We start from the raw sequence: 24,110 nt of genomic DNA, 5'->3' as shown, positions 1-24,110 counted from the left end.
CGCCTGGTTTTGATGACGCATTGTCGGCTTCTTAGTCATCGTATGACATAAAAAAGCCTCCGGAAGAGGAGGCTTTTACCGTGAAGAAGTATGTAATTACATCAGGTTATAGATGAATACTACCAGTACCGCCGCCGGGGTGATAAAGCGCAATACGAACATAAACAGCTTGTAAGCCAGGCCGTTACCCATAGCCAGTTCGTTTTCACTCGCCTGCTTTGACATAAACCAGCCTACGAAGATGGCAATGGCCAGGCCGCCAAGCGGCATCATCAGGTTGGCAGTAACGTAGTCGAAGAGATCGAAGAAGGTCTTACCTTCGAAGCGTTCAAACATGCCCAGAGGGTGTACGTCAGACCATACATTCAGCGACAGGATAGTCAGAATGCCTAATCCCCAGATGCTGATACCACCGATCAGGGTGGCTGTCAGGCGGTTGATGCCTTTTTGCTCTTCAAACCATTCTACGACAGGCTCCAGCAGAGAGATTGCAGAGGTGACTGCGGCAACAACCAGCAATACGAAGAACAGGGTGCCGAACAGTATACCGCCGCTCATCTGACCAAAGGCCAGTGGCAAAGTCTGGAAGATCAGACCAGGACCTGCGCCAGCTTCCAGACCGTTAGCAAATACCAGAGGGAAGATCGCCAGACCCGCCAGCAGTGCAACCACGGTATCTACTATCGAAACGGTAACAGCGGTTTTAACGATGGATACCTTTTTAGGCAGGTAAGAGCCGTAAGCCATCATCACACCCATACCCAGACTCAGGGTGAAGAAGGCATGGCCCAGTGCGGTCAGTACGCCTTCTGTGGTCAGCTTGGAGAAGTCCGGCTGGAACAGGAAGGCAAAACCTTCAGCAAAGTTATCGGTGCTCATGGCGTAGCCCACCATAACCAGCAGCAGGGCGAACATGATAGGCATCAGGATATTGATCGCCTTTTCCATGCCAGAGCTGAGGCCGCGGGCAACGATCATAATCACCAAGACCATAAACACGGAGTGCCATAGCAGCAGGGTATAAGGATCTGCTAACAGGTTGCCGAACATTGCACCGATAGTCTCGGTGCTGGCACCAGCAAACAGGCCGCTGGCAGAGTTACCGACATAGGACAGCGCCCAACCACCGATAACAGAGTAGAAAGAAAGGATAAGGACGGAGGCGATCATACCCATGCCGCCGATCCAGACCCAACGTTTAGACAGAGCATCACTTTGAGCCAGTTGGCGCATGCTGTTAACTGGGCTGCGGCCGCCGCGACGACCGATCATAACCTCGGAGATCATGATCGGAATACCGATCAGGGCAATACAGAACAGGTAGACCAGTACGAAGGCACCGCCACCGTTCTCCCCGGTGATATAAGGGAATTTCCAGATATTACCCAGGCCTACCGCTGAGCCGCTGGCGGCCAGGATAAAGGCCATGCGGGAGGACCACATCGGGTGGTCTTTGCGGGAATTATCGGCAGCGCCGTCCAGCGCCGAATTCTGAACCAGTTCAGTCATTGGTTATCTCCAGATTTTATTTTTATGCTCAGAGAAAAAAAGCCCGTTTTTTTAAAAAAGTCACGGGCATAAGTGCTGCAGGAGTAATTAGTTTTGCTTTACTTCATAAAGCGTTCTTCAGCCAGCTCGTTGGCGATCTCGCCGGTAGGGCGGTCCTGCGCATCGGCACGGCGGAAAATTTCGGTCAGGGTGTCGGCAATTGTCTCGATATGAGCTCGTACCTTGGTGTGTTCATGGCCGATTCGCTCATAGAAAATGTCGATAATGCCGCCAGCATTGAGGACGTAGTCCGGGGCGTAGAGAATGCCGCGTTCGCGTAGCATCAGGTCATGGCGTTGGGATGCCAGCTGGTTATTAGAGGCGCCAGCCACGACCTTTGCTTTGATCAGGGGAATGCTTTCATCATTCAGTACTGCACCCAGGGCGCAAGGGGCTATGACATCGACATTCAGTGACAGAATCTCATTCTGTGATACCGCGGTTGCACCCAGCTCGGATACAGCGCGTTGTACCTGTTCCTCATGGATATCGGTAACAAAGAGTTCTGCGCCAGCGTCATGCAGATGCTCGGCCAGTCGATAGCCGACATTGCCAACACCCTGAATGGCGACCTTAAGACCTTTCAGGTCTGTGCGATCCAGTTGATACTGAACTGCGGTTTTCAGGCCGATAAAGGTGCCGTAAGCGGTAGCCGGGGATGGGTCGCCATTGCATGGCAGGCCATCGATGCCGGTACGCTCAGTGATTCCCGCCACGTTAGCAGTTTCGCGTCCCATTACCTGTAGGTCCGGTACCGAAGTGCCTGAGTCTTCAGCGGCAATATACTGATTGCCGGTACGTTCAAGGAAGCGTCCCATCGCAGCCAGCAGGTCTTCAGTTTTATGCTTGCGCGGATCGCCGATGATTACTGATTTACCACCACCCAGATCCAGATTGGCGAGGGCTGATTTGTAGGTCATCCCTTTAGACAGGCGCAGCACATCATTCAGTGCTTCTTCATCGCTGGTGTAGTGCCACATACGGCAGCCGCCCAGTGCCGGGCCGCGATTAGTGTTATGAATGGCGATAATCGCTTTCAGGCCAGTGGCCTCATCGTGGCAGAACACAACCTGTTCATGGTTATCAAATTCGGAATGACTAAAAACGGACATAACGGTGTTTCCTAAATCAGAATTGCTTAACTTTTCTGAATACTCAGCTGTAGCGAGTTTTCATCAATTTGAGAGTGTGTTTCTTCTGTTTCCTGATCATCTGTTTGAACGGCTGATTTTTGATACAGATAGCGCTCGGTTCTGAAAACCAACAGGAGTTTCCGGTACCGGATAATCAGATAATAGGGAGCAGAAAAACGAAGAGTCAGGTGCTTGTCGGTACAAATGTTCTGTATCGGGCTATCAATAATTGACTATCGGGTACAACTGATTGGCACAGCGGTGTGCGCCGGATGGATTGACGGCATGTCATATTTTTACCTTTCACCTTAGCTGGATCACAGCCAGGTCTACATATTGTTTTTATTGTTCCGGCGGGTAAGCCGGTAGTCATTCTATAAAGTTCAGTCGTACCCTTTTGGGGTGAGCTGGCGTTAAACATTAGCGATGGATAGTGGGTAAGTCAACAGGTTATATAAGTGTCAATATTTAAAACAGAAGTTAAATGCTCTGTATAAATACGGGTTAATTAAAATATTACCTGCTTGTCTTTATAGGTATAAACCCCTATGTTTATGAAAACTAAGGGGCTAGAGGTTTTTGTGTGATCTGAATATGAAGAGTATCTTTCTGTGGAGGGTAGAAGAATCATGAATTATTATTTTTCTACCTTATGGCTGCTGAAACTGGTTGGACGCTATCTACCCGGCTTGTTATCTATTCGATTTGCTCTGGTACAGGGTTAATAAGGCTGTCTATAGGTGCTGGTTTACTGACATGATAACCTTGAGCGTAATCGACCCCGATCGCTATCAGGCGTTCCTCAATAACCTGACTTTCAACGAACTCGGCGATGGTTTTCATCCCCATGACCTGGCCTATATCGTTGATGGAGCGGGTCATCGCTTCATCGATCAGATCGTCGGCGATATCTTTGACAAACATGCCGTCTATTTTCAGATAGTCCACCGGTAAGTTTTTCAGGTAGGCGAAAGATGACAAACCGCTGCCAAAATCATCGAGGGCGAAACTGTAGCCATGCTTTTTGAGTGTTTGAATAAAGCGATATGCGGCATTGAGGTTCGCAATTGCTGCCGTTTCAGTGATTTCAAATTTGATTCGGGACGTGGGTAGTTTGAATTCATTTGTCAGGTTGATGATGTGATTAAGTAATGCTTCGTCACCGATTGACTGGCCGGAAAGGTTGATGGAAAAAAACTCGATGTGCCCGATCTTTTGCAGGTTTTTGTGGATCCAGAGAAACGCGTTATCAACAACCCAGCGGTCGATTCTGAAAGACAGGTTATAGCGCTCTGCTGCCGGTAAGAAGCGGCCGGGAGCGATCAGTTCCCCATCTTTCGATCTCAGGCGTAATAAAATTTCATAGCCGCAATCGTATGGGCTACTTTTTAATGGTTTGATGGTTTGGGCAAATAACTCAAGGCGATTGTCACAGAGGGCGCTTTTTATTTCATTGGCCCAGAATATTTCACCCTGCTTAAGCGCCAGTTGCTCATCGTCGGCCTTGAAAAGGTGGACTCTGTTACGTCCGGCATCTTTTGCTGCATAGCAGGCCATGTCTGCTTGTTTCAGTGCCTCTGTTGAATTCTGCGTTCTGGACGTGATCTCGGTCAGTCCCAGGCTGGCACCAATAGTGAAAATCTGTTTTTGCCAATGGAAGCGGAATTCTGCAATCAGTTCGCGAATTTCGTTGGCAATGGCTTCTGCTTTTTCCAGGCTGCAGTGCTCAAGCAGTATGGCAAACTCATCGCCGCCAATACGAGCCAGGGTATCATGCTGACGTAACTGTTTTTTTAGTAGAAAAGCCAGTTGGCGCAGTAGCTCATCGCCGGCTACGTGACCACTGCTATCATTAACAACCTTGAACTGATCCAGATCGAGGTAGCACAGCACATGCGTTGTGTCGCTGCTATGGGAAGATCTGACAACTTCTTGTAAGTGCCGCTCAAATTCCCGGCGGTTAATCAGCCCGGTCAGCATATCGTGGCTGGCCTGATAGGATATCTCTTCTGCAAACCGTCTGGATTCGGTAATGTCATCCATTACATGGATAGCAAATTTAAATGCGCCGTTGTCATCGGCTACTTTGTATGTTCTTAGATCAAAGCACTGTTGGTTATCAAGCTCGATAATCTCTTTTTGTTCAAGGCTATCCTGTTGTTCTATCAGGCTGCTTGCTGCTATAGAGGGGCCAGCTAATTTTGGGAAGATCTGCCAGTAGGGGGTGTCGATGATATCGCTGAGCTTTTTATTGGCGTGCTGGATATACGACTCATTAGCCCGTATTACTCTGAACTGATTGTCGACGATGAAAATTGGATTTTTTACGGCGTCGAAAGCCGCATTCCATTCCCGTCCTGCTGTTTCAAGTTGACGGCGGCTTTCTTGCAGGTCGAGTAATCTGCTATTGGCTATAGTTTCGGCCTGTTTGACCCGGTTAAAGGGGTCTTTGACGCTGAGAACGAATACCGCCTGATAGAGTGCAATAAAACAGCCTGCTTTGTAGATATGGCCTAATAGATTATAGATATCACTCACTGAAGAATAGAATGTAAAACAGAGCTCGCTGATCACGGCTAACACTGCAGCGATGAAGAAATAGGCGGTGTTTTTCATGCCTTTTATATGGGTTTGATGGAAAAATATCAGGGCAGAAAGCCCGAATATCGCCATGATCAGATACTCGCTATAGATTTTAAAAGGGGTTAATCCGCTTCCCGTCACGAAGCTACGTGGGAGTCGGTCCGCCTGGTACAGACAAATCCAGTAGATAATCAGCGTTGTAATCAATGCCGCTATTAATAGCAGATATCTATTCGAGTCCTGTTGCAGAGGCTGCCATGATTTGACTGCAACAAGTAATATGGCGAGAGCGCTTATAAGGCGTCCGAATAACCAGAAATTGATCGCTTTTTCGGGGCTGGATGGTGTGACAAAGTCAGGCATACCGGGGTAAGAAAGCAGGTGAGCAAAGTCGATAAACCCGACACTGAGCAGGGCGCAAGACAGAATGAGCACATTGCCGGGGCGTTTGTTAGAGTACGAGTTCCAGAAAATAGCAAAAATCAGCGCGCAAACAGTGATCGAGAACCCTTCCAGTGCTGTGTGCAGGGGGAGGTATTTCGATAGGCCTTCGAAAGGGTGGCTGGCTGGTATAAGCCATACTGCAAGAAGAGGAATGCAGAACAGAATAGTATAGGTGACTTGCCTGTGTAACCGGCTCATAAAACTCCGACAAACGTTACAAATTTGGGGTGTAAGTATACGTAGCGGGATATGAAAATTATATTCCTGCGAGTAGTCAGGTGCGCAAAGTGAGTTGCTAACTGATTGGTATCCTGAGAGTGGCAGGTAATTTCGATATTTATTCGAAATTCCTTGCCAAGGTATGAGGTCGTCTGTACTATTCGCCCCACGTTGATGCGGGGTGGAGCAGCCTGGTAGCTCGTCGGGCTCATAACCCGAAGGTCGTCAGTTCAAATCTGGCCCCCGCTACCACAACGAAAAGAGAAGGCTAACCGAAAGGTTGGCTTTTTTTTTGCCCGAAATAAGATGCAAGAAGAGCGTCTGGCTCGGCTCTTCATAAAGACTCAGGAAGGTCGCCAGTTCAAACCTGCCCCCCCCGCTACCAACGTATAATTAAAGGTGTGTCGTATGACATGCCTTTTTTTGTGCCTGAAATAAGGCAGAAAGCGTCGGGCTCGACTCTTCATAAGGGCTCGGAAAGGTCGTCAGTTCAAATCTGGCCCCCGCTACCACAACGAAAAGAGAAGGCTAACCGAAAGGTTGCCTTTTTTTTTTGCGTTGAAAAGGGGGGCGATGAGAACTGGTCAGTTCAGCGATTGCGTAGCAATCACCATCGAGCCGCATGCGGCGATGCCCGCAGGGGCGAAACAGTCTACAGGCTGTTTTGAATCAATCTGGCCCCCGCTACCAACGTAAAAGATGAAGCTAACCGAAAGGTTGGCTTTTTTTGCGTGGGATAAAGCAAAAAATACGTCGGGCTCGACTCTCGATAAAGCCGGGAAGCTCGGCAGTTTAAGCATGGCCCCCGCTACCAACGTCTAAAATCAGATTAATCGAAAGGTTGGTCTTTTTTTTGTCTGAAATTTATAGCAGTTGCTCGTGGCTCGAGCGTCACTTCGTGACTTGCTCGTAGCTCGAAAAAACAGAATAGCCTTCTTAATCACTTCCTCGGTGGTTTGGAGTAGAGGAGCGTTGTAAGAAAAATAGGTAAATAAAATGCACTTCGGTGCGTTTTTTGTTGCATGGAAGAATGTGCGGGCTGGAAAATCCTGTCCACAACGTTGCAACGAGCAACGAGCAACGAGCAACGAGCAACGAGCAACGAGCAGTGGCTATTGATCGCTCTTCAATAGCATATTTACAGCGCTCTGCGTCATCTCGCTGAGGTTGCTGGTGTCGGTGTAGATGCCATCATTTAGCAGGCGACATAGGCCGTGCAAGGTCGCCCAGCTGACCTGTGCGACTCTGAGGGCTGAGTCCTGGTCAGGCATAATTCCTTGCTGTTGTAATAGTTCAATCCATTCAAGCCAACGTTGAAAGCTCTGCCGGGAGACCGTTTTCAGGTTTGCTGTTGGCGATCCGTTCTTCCAGATTTCGCGACCGAACATCAGGTCATACTGTTCGCTGTTTTCGTGGGCAAAACTGATATAGCTGCTGACGTAAACCTCAAACTGCTGTCGCAAGCTTTGGCCGGCTACTTGTTGACGCAGACGCCCGGCGGTCGTTTCCTGGTGGGTAAAGCCTTGTTCGGCTATTGCGCAGAGCAGTTCGTTTTTATCTTTAAAGTGGTGATAGGGAGCGGTACGGGAAACGCCAACTTTATCCGCCAGTTTACGCATCGACAAGGTGGCTACGCCTCCTTCGCTGATCATATCGACAGCCGCAGTCAGCAGGCTTTGGTACAGATCACCGTGGTGGTATTGATTGTTTGCGGGGGCTTTTGTCTTAGTCATGCGGGCAAGGTATCAATAGATCTTGACAGTGTCAAAATATAACTCTATCTTGACGCTGTCTAGTTTGGTTTTTCAGTACTGATCTGAGGTCTATTGTTAATGGAATATTCAACCTTTTCCCTGACGGTTAATAACGCTGTTGCACAGTTGCAGCTAAACCGCCCGCAAGCTTGTAATTCTATGACCAGAGCGTTCTGGCGTGAATTTCCGGACGCGATAGCGGCGCTTGATGCCAGTGCTGAAGCCCGGGTATTGGTTATTTCATCGACCGGTAAGCATTTCAGTGCCGGGATGGATCTCGAAGTATTCACCCAACCCGACCCGCAAATGTTTCAGGGCGAGGCGGGGCGTCGTGGAGAGGCTATGCGGCGACTGGTATTGCAGTTACAGGATTGCTTTACTGCACTGGAGCATATTCGCATACCTGTGCTGGTGGCAGTGCAGGGTGGTTGTATTGGTGGTGCGCTGGATCTGGTCTGTGCCAGTGATAGTCGTTACTGCACAGAAGACGCATATTTTACGGTGAAAGAAACCGAGCTGGGGATGACTGCTGATCTGGGGACATTGCAGCGTTTGCCGGGTCTGATACCCGCCGGCCTGGCGCGTGAGCTGGCTTATACCGCAAGAAAAATGCCTGCGACCGAGGCGTTGCAGGCTGGATTTGTAAACCGGGTTTATCCTTGTGCCGAGACCTTGCTGGCCGGTGTGCTGGAAGTGGCAGAACAGATAGCCCGGCAATCTCCCCTGGCTGTAGCTGGCAGTAAGCAGATGCTGAATTATGCCCGTGACCACAGTGTTAGTGATAGCCTGAACTATATGGCAACCTGGCAAGCGGGTATGTTTCAGCCAAACGATATGATGCAGACTTTTGCTGCCAAAATGTCAGGGCAGTCGCCACAGTTTGAGCCACTGCGGGCGATCGTTCCTGCCATGCAGGAAGCAGTTAAAGACGACAACAATAACAAACCGAATTGAGTGAGTACCGTCATGACCACAGAGAATAATCAATATCCGCACCTGTTGGCACCACTGGATCTGGGATTTACTACCCTGAAGAACCGGGTGCTGATGGGCTCTATGCATCTGGGGCTGGAGGAGGCGCCGAATGGTTTTGAGCGTATGGCAGCATTCTATACTGAGCGGGTTAAAGGTGGTGTCGCAATGATTGTGACCGGCGGCATCGGACCTAATAAGGAAGGCGCGGTACATGCCCATGCGGCGCAGATGAAAACCGCGGAAGATATCGCTAATCATCGTATTGTGACCGATGCGGTACACCGTGAGGATGGCAAGATCTGCATGCAGATTCTGCATACCGGTCGCTATGCGGTTAACGATAAGCTGATTGCACCTTCTGCAATTAAAGCGCCGATCAATCCGTTCCCGCCCCATGAAGTAACCGAAGACGAGATCGAACAGCAGATTGAAGACTTTGTCAGCTGTGCGGGAATGGCTAAAGAGGCCGGTTATGACGGTGTCGAGGTCATGGGCTCAGAAGGTTATTTTATTAATCAGTTTATTGCTAAACGTACCAATCACCGTAGCGATAGCTGGGGCGGTGATTACGATAACCGTATCCGTTTCGCAATCGAAGTTGTTAAGCGTGTACGACAGCGGGTTGGTGAGAATTTTATAATCATTTACCGTTTGTCGATGCTGGATCTGGTTGAAGGTGGCAGTAGCTATGATGAAATAGTGCAGCTGGGCCAGGCGATTGAAAAAGCCGGTGCAACCCTGATTAATACCGGAATCGGCTGGCATGAAGCGCGGATTCCGACGATTGCGACCAAGGTGCCGAGAGCAGCATTCACCTGGGTCACCGCTAAAGTGCGTAAAGCGCTGTCTATTCCTGTGATTACCTCCAACCGTATTAATATGCCGGATGTCGCGGAGCAGGTTCTGGCGCGGGGCGACGCTGATATGGTATCAATGGCGCGGCCTTTTCTGGCCGATGCCGAGTTTGTTAAAAAAGCTGAAGAAAATAGGGTCGATGAGATCAATACCTGTATCGGTTGCAATCAGGCCTGCCTCGATCATATTTTTGTTGGCAAGCTGACCAGTTGTCTGGTCAACCCACGGGCCTGTCATGAAACTGAGTTGAATATCATTGCTACTGACGCTCGAAAGAAGCTGGCAGTCGTTGGTGCGGGGCCTGCAGGGCTATCGTTTGCTACTACTGCTGCTGCGCGTGGTCATGATGTCACTTTGTTTGATTCGGCTAGCGAGATTGGTGGGCAGTTTAATATCGCTAAGCGGATTCCGGGCAAAGAGGAGTTCTATGAAACACTGCGCTATTTCGGTAAGCAGATAGAGCTGACCGGCGTTAAGTTAGAACTGAATCAGCGGGTTAGCGCTGCCGATCTCAACGACAGTGATTTTGATGAGGTTGTTATTGCTACCGGAATTGCGCCCCGGATGCCGGACATCGAAGGTGTAGAGAACGCTAAGGTGCTCAGCTATCTGGATGTGATGTCCGGTGCAGAAGTAGGTCATAAGGTGGCGGTGATTGGTGCTGGTGGTATTGGCTTTGATATCAGTGAATACCTGACCCATAGCGGCGTGGCAACCAGTCTGGATATTCCGGCTTTCATGGCTGAATGGGGTATCGATATGACGCTACAATCCCGGGGCGGTGTAGAAGGTGTTGAGCAGGTTCATCAGCCGTCGCCGCGTGAAGTATTCCTGCTGCAGCGTAAAAAATCTAAGGTTGGCGCTAAACTGGGCAAAACCACCGGCTGGGCGCATCGCTTAGGGCTGCAGAATAAGCAGGTAGAGATGATTCCGGCTTGTGAGTATCACAAGATCGACGATCAGGGGCTGCATCTTTCCATCGCTGGGGAGGAGCGTTTGCTGGCTGTGGATAATATTATTATCTGTGCCGGACAGGACCCTCTGCGGGAACTGGCGGATGGGGTACGGGGTAAGCCGGTGCATCTTATTGGTGGTGCAGATGTAGCTAGTGAGCTGGATGCGAAACGCGCTATTAATCAGGGCACCCGGCTCGCTGCAGAGATCTGATCCTACAGTACTGGGTAGCTTGAAAAAAGCCGTAACAGGTATCCTGTTACGGCTTTTTTGTGCGGCTGCTTTAAGGCGAGAGGCTTTGGCAACTTTCTGATGTCGCTGGCTTATTGTTGGCGGGAGGAGTCAGATGGCGCAGCCGCCAGGGCCGTTTTTGGCGTGGTATTGCTGATGGTACTCTTCGGCCCGCCAGAACTTGGTTGCCGGGGTGATCATGGTCACGATAGGGTCACCAAAAATACCGCTTTTATCCAGCACTACCATGCTTTGCTCGGCCATGATGCGCTGGTTATCATCGTGATAAAAAATTACCGAGCGGTATTGGTCACCGATATCCGGCCCTTGTCTGTTAAGTGTCGTAGGGTCGTGCATCTGCCAGAACAGATCCAGCAGTGCATCATAGTCGATAATCTGATCATCGTATTCAAGCTGTACTACTTCGGCGTGGCCTGAGGTTTTACTGCAGACCTCCTGATAGCTTGGCTCCGGAGTATGGCCGCCCATATACCCGACGGCGGTACTGGTGACTCCATCCTGTTTTGCAAAACGTGCTTCAATACCCCAGAAGCACCCGGCAGCAAATGTAGCGGTAGGCATTGGCGACTCCTTGTTTCAGAAACTGATCATTACAGATTAGTCGTTTTATAATTGATGTCTGCACTATCTCATGAAAAAAGTGTCATAACGAAAAAAAACCGGCCTAGGCCGGTTTTTTTTGATCTGTAACAGGCTTAGCCCGCCAGTTGATCCAGTTTCTGCTTTAACAGACCCTGTACTTGCCCCGGATTGGCTTTACCCTGGGAGGCTTGCATCACTTTACCCATAAAGAAGCCGATCATCTTGCCGCGTTTCTCGGGTTCGGCATTCACGTACTGATCAACCTGGGGCTGATTGGCGGCAATCACTTCATCAACCATCGCTTCAATAGCGCCACTGTCGGTAACCTGTTTCAGACCCTTGGCTTCAATTATCTGGTCAGCACTGCCTTCACCGGCCCACATCGCTTCAAATACCTGCTTGGCAAGCTTGCCGGTAATCGTGTTGTCCTTGATGCGCTGCAGCAGGCTGCCTAACTGTTCCGCTGAAACGGGAGAATCCGTAATCGCTGTATCGTTCTGGTTTAGGTGCTTGGACAGCTCACCCATAACCCAGTTGGCTGCCAGTTTAGCATCGCCCGCAGTATTGGCTGCGATTTCAAAGTAACCCGCCAGATCGCGATAGGCGGATAGCACCATGGCATCGTAATCGCTTAGCTTAAACTCTTCGATAAAGCGGGCTTTGCGTGCATCCGGCAGTTCCGGCAGGGTCTGCCGCAGCTGTGCTACGTATTCATCATCGATGATGATCGGCAGCAGGTCCGGGCAAGGGAAGTAACGGTAGTCGTTGGCTTCCTCTTTGCTTCGCATGGAGCGGGTTTCATCTTTGTTGGCATCATACAGGCGGGTTTCCTGGGTGATGTGGCCGCCGTCTTCCAGCAGGTCGATCTGGCGAACGATCTCGCCTTTGATCGCTTTCTCGATAAAGCGGAAGGAGTTGATGTTCTTGGTCTCGGTGCGGTTGCCAAGCTTTTCCTCACCCTTGTAACGAACGGATACGTTGCAGTCGCAACGGAATGAGCCTTCGGCCATATTACCATCGCAGATGCCAAGGTTAGTGACGATCGAATGGATCTTCTTAACATAGGCGACCGCTTCTTCAGCGCTGCGCATATCCGGCTCGGATACGATTTCCAGCAAAGGTGTGCCGGCTCGGTTGAGGTCGATACCGGTCATGCCCGGGAATTCATCGTGCAGGGATTTACCTGCGTCTTCCTCAAGGTGAGCCCGGGTAACGCCGACCCGCTTGGTGGTACCGTCTTCCAGTTCCAGATCGACGTGGCCGATGCCCACGATCGGGTGGAACAGCTGGCTGGTCTGATAGCCTTTAGGCAGATCAGGATAGAAATAGTTTTTACGGTCAAAAACCGATCTGTGACCGATCTCTGCATCGATGGCTACGCCAAACATTACCGCCATGCGCAACGCTTCAGCGTTGAATACTGGCAGCGTACCTGGCAGGGCCAGGTCAACAGCGCAGGCCTGTGTATTAGGCTCGGCACCAAAAGCGGTGCTGGCGCCGGAAAAGATTTTGGACTTAGTCGCCAGTTGGGCATGAATCTCAAGCCCGATGACTGCTTCCCATTCCATTTTGTAAACCTCTTAACTTGCGGCTGTTATTAACAGCCGCGTTAAATTCTTTAGCTGCATTAACAGATTACTTAGCAGCAGGAGTCTGGCGGTGCCATTCGGTGGCTTGCTGGAACTGGTGTGCCGCATTGAGCAGGCGTTCCTCGGCAAAATAATTGCCGATCAGTTGCAGGCCGACGGGCAATCCGTTGGCGAAACCGCAAGGTACGGACATACCCGGCATACCGGCCAGGTTAAGGGAGATAGTAAAGATATCTTCCATGTACATCGCCACCGGGTCGGACGTTTTTTCACCCAGTTTAAAGGCTGGGTGCGGCGTTGTAGGGCCCATAATAATGTCAACTTCAGCCAGCGCGTTAACGTAGTCCTGCTGAATCAGACGGCGGATCTGCAGGGCTTTCTTATAATAGGCATCGTAGAATCCTTCCGACAGCGCGTAAGTACCAACCATAATGCGGCGCTTAACCTCTTCGCCAAAACCTTCACCCCGGCTGCGCTTATACATATCTTCCAGATCCACCGGATCTGTGCAGCGGTAGCCGTAACGTACTCCGTCGAAACGGGACAGGTTAGACGATGCTTCAGCTGGTGCGATAATGTAGTACGCAGGAATTGCCAGATGGGTATTAGGCAGGCTGATCTCTTTAACAGTGGCGCCCAGTGCTTCGTACTCTTTGATTGCGTTCTGCACTTGCTCTGCAATCAATGGATCGATATCGTCAGCGAAAAACTCTTTTGGCAGTCCAATCTTCAGACCGGCCAGCGACTGGTTTAACTGCAGGGTATAGTCAGGTACTTCCCGTTCCAGGCTGGTGGAATCTTTAGTATCGAAACCGGCCATCACGTTCAGCATCATCGCAGCATCTTCGGCGGTACGCGTCATCGGACCGCCCTGATCCAGTGAGGATGCAAAGGCGATCATGCCGTAGCGAGATACTCTTCCATAGGTTGGCTTCAGACCGGTAATGCCACACAGGGCTGCAGGCTGACGGATCGAACCACCGGTATCTGTACCTGTGGCGGCTGGTGCCAGGCGACCGGCAACCGCAGCAGCAGAACCACCGGAAGAACCGCCAGGAACGCAGTCGGTATCCCATGGGTTGCGGGATGGGCCGTAGAAACTGGATTCATTGGAAGAGCCCATCGCAAATTCATCCATGTTGGTCTTACCCAGCATAACTGCGCCGGCCCGGTTGAAGTTATCAACCACTGTTGCATCGTAAGGAGAGATGAAGTTGTCCAGCATTTTTGAACCACAGCTGGTGCGAACGCCCTGGGTGCAAAAGATATCTTTATGGGCAATTGGCAGGCCGGTAAATGCACCGGCATTACCGCTGGCACGCTGCTGATCGGCGGCTTCAGCTTGCGCCAGAGCCTGTTCTTCGGTGACCGAGATGTAGCTGTTCAGCGTTTTGTCTTCAGCCTGAATGCGATCGAGGTAAGCGCGGGTCAGCTCAACGCTGCTGAATTCACCGGATGCTAACCCCTGAGCCAGTTCGGCGAGAGTTTTCTCAAACATAACAGGTATTAATCCTTAAAAGCGGGTAATTATGTTGGTTACTTCGATAACCTTATTCAATGACTTTCGGTACCTGGAACAGGCCTGCCTCGACAGCAGGAGCAACTGTTTGCAGGTGGTCGCGCTGGTTGTCTTCGGTCACTTCGTCGATACGTAAGCGTTGGACAGCGTCCAGAGGATGAGCCATCGGTGCGACATCAGTCGTATCTACGGCTTGCATCTGATCCACCAGGTCCAGGATGCTGGACAGGTTTTTGGCGTATTCCTGGGTATCCTGCTCTGCTATTTGCAGGCGGGCCAGGTGGGCAATTTTTTCCACATCGGAACGGTCTAGAGCCATTATTGAGTTCTCACAGCTTGGCGATGTTGTTATTGGAAACCGGTGAATCGGTCCTCTGCATTTATGCTCTTTTAGTAACCTGCAGAGGATTGAGACAATTTATTCGCCGGTAGCCTGAATAAAGCGCTACGTTAACACATTTGCGGCTTGCCCAAAATCCCCGCCATTGCTACAGTGGGGTGTTTTTGAGATATATCGACTTGTGCACTGCACATTCCTAAGGCGGACCATCAATGTTTAAAAAAATTCGCGGAATTTTTTCCAGTGATCTATCCATCGATCTGGGCACCGCAAATACCCTGATTTATGTTCGCGATAAAGATATCGTGTTGAATGAACCATCTGTCGTCGCTATTCGCCAAAGCGCCAACGGAGCGCAAAAAACTGTCGCCGCAGTCGGTACTGATGCTAAGCGTATGCTGGGCCGGACCCCGGGCAATATTACAGCGATCCGCCCGATGAAAGATGGTGTTATTGCTGATTTTCATGTGACTGAGAAAATGCTGCAGCATTTTATCAGCAAAGTTCACGACAATAGTTTTCTGACGCCAAGCCCGCGCGTACTGGTATGTGTACCTTGCCAGTCTACCCAGGTTGAACGTCGTGCTATTAAAGAGTCGGCGATGGGGGCTGGTGCCCGTGAAGTCTATCTGATTGAAGAGCCGATGGCGGCAGCAATTGGCGCCGGTCTGCCGGTAGAAGAAGCGAACGGTTCGATGGTGGTGGATATCGGTGGCGGTACCACCGAGATTGCGATCATCTCCCTTAACGGTATTGTCTATGCCGAGTCGGTTCGCGTTGGTGGTGACCGGTTTGATGAAGGTATCGTTACTTATATCCGTCGTAACTACGGCAGCCTGATCGGAGATGCGACAGCTGAGCGAATCAAACAGGAGATAGGTTCTGCTTATCCTTCAGCTGAAACCCGTGAAATTGATGTGCGGGGTCGAAACCTGGCCGAAGGCATTCCGCGCAGCTTTACCCTGAACAGTAATGAAATAATGGAAGCCCTGCAGGAGCCGTTGTCGGCGATTGTGCAGTCGGTGAAAAGCGCGCTGGAGCAGTGTCCACCGGAGCTGGCGTCTGATATTGCTGAACGTGGTATTGTGCTGACAGGTGGTGGTGCGTTGCTACGTAACCTGGATAAGCTGCTGAGTGAAGAGACCGGATTGCCGGTTATTGTGGCAGAAGATCCGCTGACCTGTGTCGCCCGTGGCGGCGGTCGGGCTCTTGAATTGCTGGATAAACATGCTTTTGAGTTGCTGACATTTGAATAGTTCGGATGGCTGAAATTCCATTATTCATTCCCACGGTGGGGTGTGTTATGAGGGAGGTTTCCCATCGCTAGTATCTTCCATGGCGGGTCTTTAAAGACCCGCTTTGTCGTTCTTATTCTGCTCGCTGTTGTGTTGATTATACTGGACCTTAAATGGGCCAAGATGAATCAGACCCGCGCCTATCTGACACTGCTGATTACGCCGTTGCAATGGGTGGTGGATACCCCGGCACAGGTCGCAGACGAGCTCAGTGATGTATTGGTTACCCGTAGTCAGCTGGTGGACGATAACCGGCGCCTGCGCCAGGAAGCCTTGCTGCTGAAGCAGCGGGTGTTGCAGTTTGCCTCTCTGACAGCCGAAAATGTTCGGCTGCGGGAGTTAATGGCAGGGCGCCAGAAGCTGGCTGAGGACGTTATGCTGACGGAATTGATCGGGGTTAATCCGGATCCGTTTCAGCATCAGATTATTCTCAATCGTGGCTCCGAAGACAGCGCCTATATCGGGCAGGCGGTGTTAGATTCCGGCGGGATTATGGGGCAGGTGGTCGAGCTTTCGCTCTATACCAGCCGGGCGATGCTAATTACCGACTCCCGACATGCGATTCCGGTTGAAGTAAACCGCAATGGTTTTCGCTCGATCGCCCTGGGTAATGGCTCAGTGAACCAGCTGGAACTGGGACATGTGCCGGATACTGCCGATATTAAAGAGGGAGATCTGTTGGTTACCTCGGGTCTTGGCGGGCGTTTTCCGCGGGGTTATCCGGTGGCTACTGTGATCAGTGTTAAGCGAGATCCGGGACAGCCCTTTGCAGTGGTTAAGGTCAGGCCTACTGCCCGCCTGAATAAAAGCCGTCATATTCTGCTGGTCGATCTGCCTGAAGCGGTAAGTCTGCCGGCTGAACAAGAACAGGCTGAAACAAAGAAAGTCACACCGCAAATCCCAGAGGCTACTGATGGCTAATAAGACCGGTGGCGGCACTATTATTCTGGCGACCTTCCTGGTTGGCTTGATGCTGAGTCAGATGCCCCTGCCGCAAATGGCAGAATGGTTTCGTCCGGAATGGGTGATAATGATTATGATCTACTGGGCGATGGCTTTGCCGGAGAGAGTCGGTTTAGGTACTGCGGCCGTTGTCGGGTTGGGGCTGGACCTGATTCAGGGCAGCCCGTTGGGGTTGAATGTTATTTCGCTGCTGATTATCTGTTACCTGACCTTGTTATTGCATAAGCGATTACGCATGTTCCCTCTGGTGCAACAGGCTTTAATGGTTATGGTGCTGGTCGGGATTAACCAGATGCTGTTTAACTGGGCGCATAGTCTGATGGGAACACGGGGGGATAGTTTGTTATTCCTGTTGCCTGCTGTGATGAGTGCATTCTTGTGGCCATGGTTATTCGTTATCCTGCGCGGTTTGCGACGAACTTTTCGAGTGGCCTGACGGGAGGTTATCGGATGGCAGAATTAGTTTTGGCTTCAGCGTCACCGCGGCGGCGCGAGTTACTGTCTCAGATCGGTGTTAACTGTGAAGTGTTGCCGGTGGATATCGCTGAGATTAAGACTGAGAATGAGTCTGCTACTGAATTCGTTGAGCGGATGGCCCGTGAGAAAGTGCAGGCTGCCGTTAATAAACTCTCAGCTGGAAATATTTCCACTAAGCAGACTTCTGCAACTTGTTCTTTTATTGACAAGGTCGTGCTGGGATCGGATACAGTAGTGGTACACCAGGGTATCGTTATGGGTAAGCCTGCAGACCGTGCAGAAAGTATCGCCATGTTGCAACGACTTTCAGGTGATGAACATCATGTTTTGACTGCGGTGGCGGTCGCCGATCGGGAACAAATTGAATCGATTGTAGTCTCAACTCTGGTCCGTTTCCGTGAATTGCCGCGTGCTTTGTGTGAACAATATTGGGACAGTGGCGAGCCCAGGGATAAGGCTGGAAGCTATGGAATTCAAGGATTAGGTGCGGTCTTTGTTGCTGGTATTGAAGGCAGTTATTCCTCCGTTGTAGGTTTGCCTCTGACTGAAACCGCAGAACTTCTGGAAAAGTTTGATATTGCTATCTGGCAACAGTCTACAGAATAAGGACAGGCAATGAGCGAAGAGATTCTGATTAACTTTACCCCTATGGAAACCCGGGTTGCTGTGATTGAAAACGGCATGCCGCAGGAGATCTATATTGAACGTGCCGAACGGCGGGGTATTGTCGGTAATATATATAAAGGAAAAGTGGTACGGGTATTGCCCGGAATGCAGGCCGCATTCGTCGATATTGGGTTGGAGCGGGCGGCGTTCATTCATGTTGATGAGTTACCTTTGCCTGATGACTTTGCGGCAAACGGAAAGGGCACCCTGGCAATTAATCGTTTGTTGCGTGAAGGTCAGTCACTGGTGGTGCAGGTGACAAAAGACCCTATCGGTACCAAAGGTGCTCGCCTGACCACCCATCTTTCAATCCCTTCCCGCTATCTGGTGTATATGTCGGGCAATGAGCATATTGGAATATCCCAGCGTATTGAAGATGCCGACGAACGTGATCGTTTGCGTGGATTGGTGGAGGCGGTGGTTGCCGGTCTTGATCGTGAAACAACCGGTGGCTTCATTCTGCGTACCGTTTCTGAAGGTGTCTGCGAAGCCGAGCTGTCCCAGGATGTGCAGTTCCTGTGCCGCTTATGGGATACGATAGAAGAAAAGATTAAATCCCTTTCAGCACCTTCCTGTATCTATGAAGATCTGCCCCTGAATATGCGTGCGCTGCGTGATATGGCTCATTCTGGAATTGAGCGTATCCGTATTGATTCAAAAGAGACGTTTCAGAAATCGATCGATTTTGCTTCTGCTTTAGTACCCGAGATCGATACAGTACTGGAATATTATCCCGGCGAAAGACCTATTTTTGATCTCTACAACATTGAAGAGGAGATACAGAAAGCGCTGGGGCGTAAGGTTGAGCTGAAATCCGGCGGTTATCTGATTTTTGATCAGACCGAGGCCATGACCACGGTTGATATTAATACCGGTGCTTATGTTGGTCATCGTAATCTCGAAGAAACAATTTTTAAAACCAATCTGGAAGCGGCAACGGCGATCGGCAGGCAGCTGCGCCTGCGTAATCTGGGTGGGATTATTATTATCGATTTTATCGATATGGTGGATGAAGATCATCAGCGCCAGGTGCTGAGAACGCTGGAGCGGGTGCTGGAAAAGGATCATGTTAAATGTAAGGTTACCGGTGTATCAGAGCTTGGTCTGGTTGAAATGACCCGTAAGCGGACCCGGGAAAGCCTTGAACATGTGTTGTGTGAGTCTTGTGAACACTGCCAGGGGCGCGGTTCGATCAAAACCCCGGAAACCGTCTGTTACGAGATTTTCCGCGAGATCCTGCGCCAGCACAGAGCCTATGATACCGAAAGCTACCTGGTACTGGCTGCGGAGGCGGTGGTCGATATGCTGCTCGATGAAGCATCTGACCATGTGGCTGAGCTGGAGGCTTTTATCGGTAAGACGATCCGTTTTCAGACTGAAACGATGTATAGCCCGGAACAGTTTGATGTGGTGTTAAAGTAGTTGTGTCGTTAACTGCACGCTACTTCAGAGCTCTCAACCGATGGCTGGGTTGGCTGCTGGTTTTTGTGGTTTTATTGGTAGCCCTGCTAACGGTGATTGTGCGTCAGTTGCTGCCGGCTATCAGTGAATACCGGTCGGATATTGAAGTTTATCTTAGCGAACGGTTAAGAACCCCGGTCAGTATCGGAGCGATTGAGGCAAGTTGGGAAGGGCGTTTCCCTACCCTGTTATTACAAAATGTAAAAATTGCCGATCACCATTCCAGATCGATTAATGAGATCAGTGCCGAGCAGTTAATTCTGGGGATCAACCCGATCAGTTCCCTGCTCCGGTTACAACCGGTACTGAGCAAGGTTGAAGTTTGGTCCCTGCACACTGAACTGCAGTTGTATGCCGGCCAGATTGAACGGAAGGCTGCAGCAGGTGATGTTGCTCCGGTAGGGGATCCACTGGCTGCACTTTGGCTGCAGCCGCATATATTTTTCTACGATACGCGCTTTAATGTGGCCTTACCCTCCGGTAAACAGGTCAGTTTTACCAGTTCCCGTTTAAATGTGGAAAACAGTTCTTCACAGCATCATTTTCGTGGTGAGTTGTTGTTGGAGTATCTGGATAAACAGTCTGCGTTAACTTTGATGGTCGAATCCGATGGCGCGGCGCTGAATCCCGCAGCAGCGAATTTCGACTTCTATCTCAAGCTGGCCGGGCTGGATAGCGAAGTACTGGAGTTAGCGCGGGAGCTGCTTCCAGTTCCGCCGGAGTTAACGCAATTCCAGCTGGGCAGTGAGCTTTGGGGGCGCTGGTCTGGGGGGCGGCTGGCCAGCGTGCAGGGCTCGCTGGATATGGATCTGATGCAGCTGGAAAAGCCCGACCTGTCGTTGCAAGTAAATGATTTCAGTACGGGTTTCGTGTTGCTGCAGCCAAGTCCGGGCGATTATCAGGTACAGTTGCGCGAGCTGGCTGCAGTAGTCAATCAGGCACCGCTGGTGTTGCCGGAAGTAGTGATCGATCACCAACAGGGACGGTTAAGCTCTGTGGCCCTGAATGGGATTGAGTTGACTGAGCTGGATAACTGGCTACAAAGTCAGTCGCTGGTGCCGGATACTGTTAAATCAGTATTGGACAAGCTGCAGCTCGCAGGTAGCGTAAGTAATTTGATGCTGAGCTGGCCGGTAACTGATTCTGAGTTCGATGTAAGCCGGTTTAGTTTGCGCTCCGACCTGGACAAAGTACAGTTTGCAGCGGCGTACGGTGCGCCGGAGATGAGCGGTGTTACTGGCCGGCTTGAGCTTGATAATGGCGATGCTGGTCTGGTGGGTCGTATTGACTTACAAAGTCAGGGGCTGGGGTTGTTTTTCCCTGACGTATTCGAGCAGGGTTGGCAGTATGATGCCGCCCAGGGCGTTATTCATCTGTCGCTGGTGGATAAAGTACTGACCCTGCGCAGTGAGATGTTAGAACTGCAAAAAGCGGGAATCAATGCTGCCGGACGCTGGAGCTTGCATCTTCCCCTGCAGCGGGAAAATCAAAGTGAGCTGACTTTGTTGATCGGTCTGAAGGGATCTGACGGCAGTTTGGCGCCGGAGCTGATACCTGATCATGTGGTATCACCGGCGATTAAACGCTGGGTGAGTAAAGCGGTCAAGAAGGGGCATATCAATCAGGGCGGCTTCATGCTGCGTACCGGTACCCGCAGAATTGAAGATCGTCAGTCGCCTGTAGTACAGCTGTTTCTGGATATCGCAGATGCAAATGTGGCCTATCAGGATGGCTGGCCTGCCGTAACCGGGGCGCAGGCCAGCTTTCTGATGCGTGACGGTGGTTTCGAAGTTGACGTCCGCAAGGGGCGGGTTTTAAACAGTGATCTGGGGTATGCCTGGGTGTACCTGCCGCCCGGATCCCAGCATTTAGTCGTACTCGCTGATACATCTGGCGATGCAGCTGATGTGCAGCAGGCTTTACTGCACAGTCCATTGCTAAAAGATACCGGATCCGAGCTGGCCAACTGGCGTTTGTCCGGCGCGGCGCATACTAAACTTGGATTATCTATTCCACTGACTGCGAAACCAATTGTTAAGGTTGATCTGACGTCGGACCTTAGTGGCGGTACGCTCCAGTCGGATAAGCGTGATCTTGAATTGTCTGAAATGGTGGGCCGGATTGGTTATAAAACCGGCTCCGGGCTGTATGCTGAAAAACTTAAAGGTCAGTTTTTCGGGCACCCCTTTAATGCCAAAATTGCCTCTTCTGCGGTTAAATCAGGCGAGCGCATTCGCACTACTCTAAACTCTACGGTCGCGATGAGTCGGCTGCAAAGCTGGTCCGGAATCGATTTGCTGCGCCTCGCAGATGGTGTGCAGCCATACCAGGCAGTACTGGATATCTGTACTTCAGGTGATTGTTCCGGGCTCAGGATAAGCTCTGATCTGGCGGCGACCTCTCTGGCGTTGCTGCCGCCGTATGACAAAAAGAAAGGCGTGCCTGTGGCGTTTAAGTTGGCAACGGACTTTGGCGAGCAGCAACGTTTTCACCTGACTTTAGACGATACGCTACGTGCAGTGCTGGAACTGCGTAAAGGAAAGTTGAGCCGGGGTGTTCTCACGCTGGGGGGGGGGCAGCCAAAACTATCAGAGACACAAGGTTTGCTGATTAAAGGTGATCTCGGTCTGGTTAATTATGGCCGCCTGAGTCGTTTTCTCGACGCTTCGGGCTTGCTGGCGGAAAAAGCATCCAGCCAGCCAGCTTCAACTATCGATGCTCTCGATGTTTTGGTCGATCTGAAAATTGGAGAGTTCGAGTATGAGGCTTTCTCTCTGACCGGTGTGCATGCCCGGTTGGAGCGGAATCAGGGATGGCAGCTCAGATTGTCTAATGTTGATAGTGATGCGCTGATCAGGTTTCCAGTGAATTCGCAGATGCCGTACCAGGTAGAGCTGGGTGATCTTAATCTGGACCGGATTATGGCCAGCAAGATTGAAACGGCAAGCCTCGCTGATAAGCCGGATATTAAAGCTCCGGAACCTGGAAGTCTGTCGGACTTTGATATCAGTATCGCTAATCTTATTCTAAAAGATAAGCGCTGGGGAAGTTGGTCATTCAAGGTCCGAAATAGTGAACAGCATACAGTTATACGCGATATTCAGGGGCAGATGGATCAGCTCAAGGCTAAAGGGCAGCTGGATTGGCAGCCGGGCTCGCCATCAAAATCACAGTTGGTGCTACGGGTCGATGCACAAAATCTTGGCCGCAGTCTGCAAAGCGCGGGTTTTGACAAGGTGCTGGAAACAGAGGTCTTTAATGCGGATCTTAAGCTGAACTGGCCTGGAGCACCCTGGCAGTATGATCTGGCAGCTAGCCATGGCTCGGCACGCTTCCACGCCGAAGATGGGCGCTTGATTGAGGCTGGGTCGACTGGTTTTCTGCGCGTCTTCGGCATCCTTAACCTGAATGCGATTGGCCGCCGCCTGAGGCTGGATTTTGCAGACCTGTTTGCTAAAGGGGTTAGCTTTGATCGGATGACCGGCGATTACCTGATTGAGCAGGGTGTTGCCCGGACTAAGGATGCGTTTATTTTACGCGGCCCTTCTGTGGATATGGCGATGACCGGAGAGCTGGATCTGGTTGCGGAAACGGTCAATAAGCAGATGGCCGTCACGCTACCGGTTACTGATAATTTACCCTTGGCTGCGGTGCTGTTAGGCGCGCCTCAGGTGGCTGGTGTTGCTTTCCTGCTGGATAAGCTGATCGGCGACAAAGTGAAGAAAGAGATCGCTACAGTGAGTTATCAGATGAGTGGTGACTGGAGTGATCCGAAAGTCGAGTTGATTCAGGAGCGGGCTGAACAGCCCTCTGGGAAGCAGCCCTGAGCGGGGTTTTAAAAACAGCCCTGAGCGTGCTTGTCAAAAAACAGCCTTGAGCGAGATTTACAACAAATAGTCCTGGTAGTTTTAAGTAGCCCTGAATTTGATTCTTTCAAATCAGGGCTGGCTGATCAGAGCCGGGCTTCTGCACGTTCTCTCAGGTACTTGAACAGCTTGCGTGAAGCGGCTGGCGGTTTATCCAGTTTGGCTTCTTTCTGTGCATTACGCAGTAGTTGGCGTAGGTGTTGAATATCGGCATCGGGGTCTTCTTCCAGATAGGCCTGCAAATCTGAGTTGTTACCCTGGATCAGACGGTCGCGCCAGCGCTCCAGTTTATGGAATATCTGAGCGTGGGCCTGTTTGCCTGCTTCGAAGCGTTCGATCGCATTCTGGATCACTTCCATATCTTCGTCACGCATCAGTCGCCCGATATATTGAAGCTGGCGGCGGGTTGCTTCAGAGCGGGGCTGAAGGCGCTGGGCTTCTTTTACCGCGCTCATCAGTGTCGGGCTCATTGGCACTTTGGCCAGTTGCTCCGGATTGAGTGCAGGTAGCTTGGCTCCCAATGCCTGTCGTTCGTCCATCTCCCGCTTCTTCTGGGATTTAGATACCCAGTCTTCATCAGATTCGTGCTCGGGATTAAAATCTTTATCGCTCATGTTGCTCTCTTGGCTGTAAAA

General features: G+C 50.8%; 17 protein-coding genes and 1 tRNA gene. 9 read left to right on the top strand and 9 right to left on the bottom strand.

Features of this window, described 5'->3' with window-relative positions; all coding sequences use genetic code 11:
• Window positions 1-96 precede the first annotated feature (96 nt).
• The 3 genes from ACQUQM_RS15095 to ACQUQM_RS15085 all read right to left on the bottom strand — a co-directional run bounded on the left by ACQUQM_RS15095 (window position 97) and on the right by ACQUQM_RS15085 (window position 5,906).
• Window positions 97-1,509 (bottom strand): sodium-dependent transporter, encoded by a 1,413-nt coding sequence (locus tag ACQUQM_RS15095; protein ID WP_432470719.1) that lies wholly within the window; start codon window positions 1,507-1,509, stop codon window positions 97-99.
• Window positions 1,510-1,607: 98 nt separating this feature from the next.
• On the bottom strand, window positions 1,608-2,660 hold the full coding sequence (locus ACQUQM_RS15090) for a Glu/Leu/Phe/Val dehydrogenase dimerization domain-containing protein (protein WP_432470718.1): 1,053 nt from the start codon (window positions 2,658-2,660) through the stop codon (window positions 1,608-1,610).
• Window positions 2,661-3,377: 717 nt separating this feature from the next.
• Window positions 3,378-5,906 (bottom strand): MASE3 domain-containing protein, encoded by a 2,529-nt coding sequence (locus ACQUQM_RS15085; RefSeq protein ID WP_432470717.1) that lies wholly within the window; start codon window positions 5,904-5,906, stop codon window positions 3,378-3,380.
• 196 nt (window positions 5,907-6,102) lie between these two features.
• Between ACQUQM_RS15085 and ACQUQM_RS15080 the strand changes: the two genes are divergently transcribed.
• Window positions 6,103-6,179 (top strand) — tRNA-Met (locus tag ACQUQM_RS15080).
• A gap of 860 nt (window positions 6,180-7,039) precedes the next feature.
• Here ACQUQM_RS15080 and ACQUQM_RS15075 read toward each other — a convergent pair.
• Entirely contained in the window at window positions 7,040-7,660 is a 621-nt protein-coding gene (locus tag ACQUQM_RS15075) for a TetR/AcrR family transcriptional regulator (protein ID WP_432470716.1), read from the bottom strand.
• A 99-nt stretch (window positions 7,661-7,759) separates the two neighbouring features.
• On the opposite strand from ACQUQM_RS15075, the gene ACQUQM_RS15070 reads away from it, so the two are divergent.
• Complete coding sequence (locus ACQUQM_RS15070; protein ID WP_432470715.1) at window positions 7,760-8,635, top strand: crotonase/enoyl-CoA hydratase family protein; 876 nt, start codon at window positions 7,760-7,762, stop codon at window positions 8,633-8,635.
• Window positions 8,636-8,647: 12 nt separating this feature from the next.
• On the top strand, window positions 8,648-10,678 hold the full coding sequence (locus ACQUQM_RS15065; protein ID WP_432470714.1) for an FAD-dependent oxidoreductase: 2,031 nt from the start codon (window positions 8,648-8,650) through the stop codon (window positions 10,676-10,678).
• Between the two features lie 129 nt (window positions 10,679-10,807).
• On the opposite strand, the gene msrA is transcribed toward ACQUQM_RS15065, so the two are convergent.
• The 4 genes from msrA to gatC all read right to left on the bottom strand — a co-directional run bounded on the left by msrA (window position 10,808) and on the right by gatC (window position 14,726).
• Window positions 10,808-11,278 (bottom strand): peptide-methionine (S)-S-oxide reductase MsrA, encoded by a 471-nt coding sequence (gene msrA / locus ACQUQM_RS15060; protein ID WP_432470713.1) that lies wholly within the window; start codon window positions 11,276-11,278, stop codon window positions 10,808-10,810.
• Window positions 11,279-11,412: 134 nt separating this feature from the next.
• On the bottom strand, window positions 11,413-12,867 hold the full coding sequence (gene gatB, locus ACQUQM_RS15055) for an Asp-tRNA(Asn)/Glu-tRNA(Gln) amidotransferase subunit GatB (RefSeq protein WP_432470712.1): 1,455 nt from the start codon (window positions 12,865-12,867) through the stop codon (window positions 11,413-11,415).
• Window positions 12,868-12,934: 67 nt separating this feature from the next.
• Window positions 12,935-14,386 (bottom strand): Asp-tRNA(Asn)/Glu-tRNA(Gln) amidotransferase subunit GatA, encoded by a 1,452-nt coding sequence (gene gatA / locus ACQUQM_RS15050; protein ID WP_432470711.1) that lies wholly within the window; start codon window positions 14,384-14,386, stop codon window positions 12,935-12,937.
• A gap of 52 nt (window positions 14,387-14,438) precedes the next feature.
• Window positions 14,439-14,726: an Asp-tRNA(Asn)/Glu-tRNA(Gln) amidotransferase subunit GatC gene (gene gatC, locus ACQUQM_RS15045; RefSeq protein ID WP_432470710.1), complete on the bottom strand. Its 288-nt coding sequence runs from the start codon at window positions 14,724-14,726 to the stop codon at window positions 14,439-14,441.
• A gap of 233 nt (window positions 14,727-14,959) precedes the next feature.
• On the opposite strand from gatC, the gene ACQUQM_RS15040 reads away from it, so the two are divergent.
• From ACQUQM_RS15040 to ACQUQM_RS15015, 6 genes are all read left to right on the top strand, one after another.
• On the top strand, window positions 14,960-16,003 hold the full coding sequence (locus ACQUQM_RS15040; RefSeq protein WP_432470709.1) for a rod shape-determining protein: 1,044 nt from the start codon (window positions 14,960-14,962) through the stop codon (window positions 16,001-16,003).
• A 63-nt stretch (window positions 16,004-16,066) separates the two neighbouring features.
• The gene (gene mreC, locus ACQUQM_RS15035) at window positions 16,067-16,963 is read left to right on the top strand and encodes a rod shape-determining protein MreC (protein ID WP_432474832.1); all 897 of its coding nucleotides are present in this window, start codon (window positions 16,067-16,069) and stop codon (window positions 16,961-16,963) included.
• Window positions 16,956-17,441 carry a rod shape-determining protein MreD gene (gene mreD, locus ACQUQM_RS15030; RefSeq protein WP_432470708.1) on the top strand — a complete coding sequence of 162 codons (486 nt, stop codon included), beginning with the start codon at window positions 16,956-16,958 and terminating at the stop codon, window positions 17,439-17,441. Before mreC ends, mreD begins: the two co-directional genes overlap by 8 nt.
• A gap of 14 nt (window positions 17,442-17,455) precedes the next feature.
• Window positions 17,456-18,088: a Maf family protein gene (locus ACQUQM_RS15025; RefSeq protein WP_432470707.1), complete on the top strand. Its 633-nt coding sequence runs from the start codon at window positions 17,456-17,458 to the stop codon at window positions 18,086-18,088.
• Window positions 18,089-18,097: 9 nt separating this feature from the next.
• Window positions 18,098-19,570 carry a ribonuclease G gene (gene rng, locus ACQUQM_RS15020; protein ID WP_432470706.1) on the top strand — a complete coding sequence of 491 codons (1,473 nt, stop codon included), beginning with the start codon at window positions 18,098-18,100 and terminating at the stop codon, window positions 19,568-19,570.
• 2 nt (window positions 19,571-19,572) lie between these two features.
• The gene (locus ACQUQM_RS15015; RefSeq protein ID WP_432470705.1) at window positions 19,573-23,436 is read left to right on the top strand and encodes a YhdP family protein; all 3,864 of its coding nucleotides are present in this window, start codon (window positions 19,573-19,575) and stop codon (window positions 23,434-23,436) included.
• Window positions 23,437-23,561: 125 nt separating this feature from the next.
• On the opposite strand, the gene yjgA is transcribed toward ACQUQM_RS15015, so the two are convergent.
• Window positions 23,562-24,089: a ribosome biogenesis factor YjgA gene (yjgA, locus tag ACQUQM_RS15010; RefSeq protein ID WP_432470704.1), complete on the bottom strand. Its 528-nt coding sequence runs from the start codon at window positions 24,087-24,089 to the stop codon at window positions 23,562-23,564.
• Between the last annotated feature and the right edge of the window lie 21 nt (window positions 24,090-24,110).

It is taken from the genome of Amphritea sp. HPY (assembly GCF_050870985.1).
Lineage (GTDB): Bacteria > Pseudomonadota > Gammaproteobacteria > Pseudomonadales > Balneatricaceae > Amphritea.
This window is presented reverse-complemented; position numbering and strand designations above follow the sequence as displayed.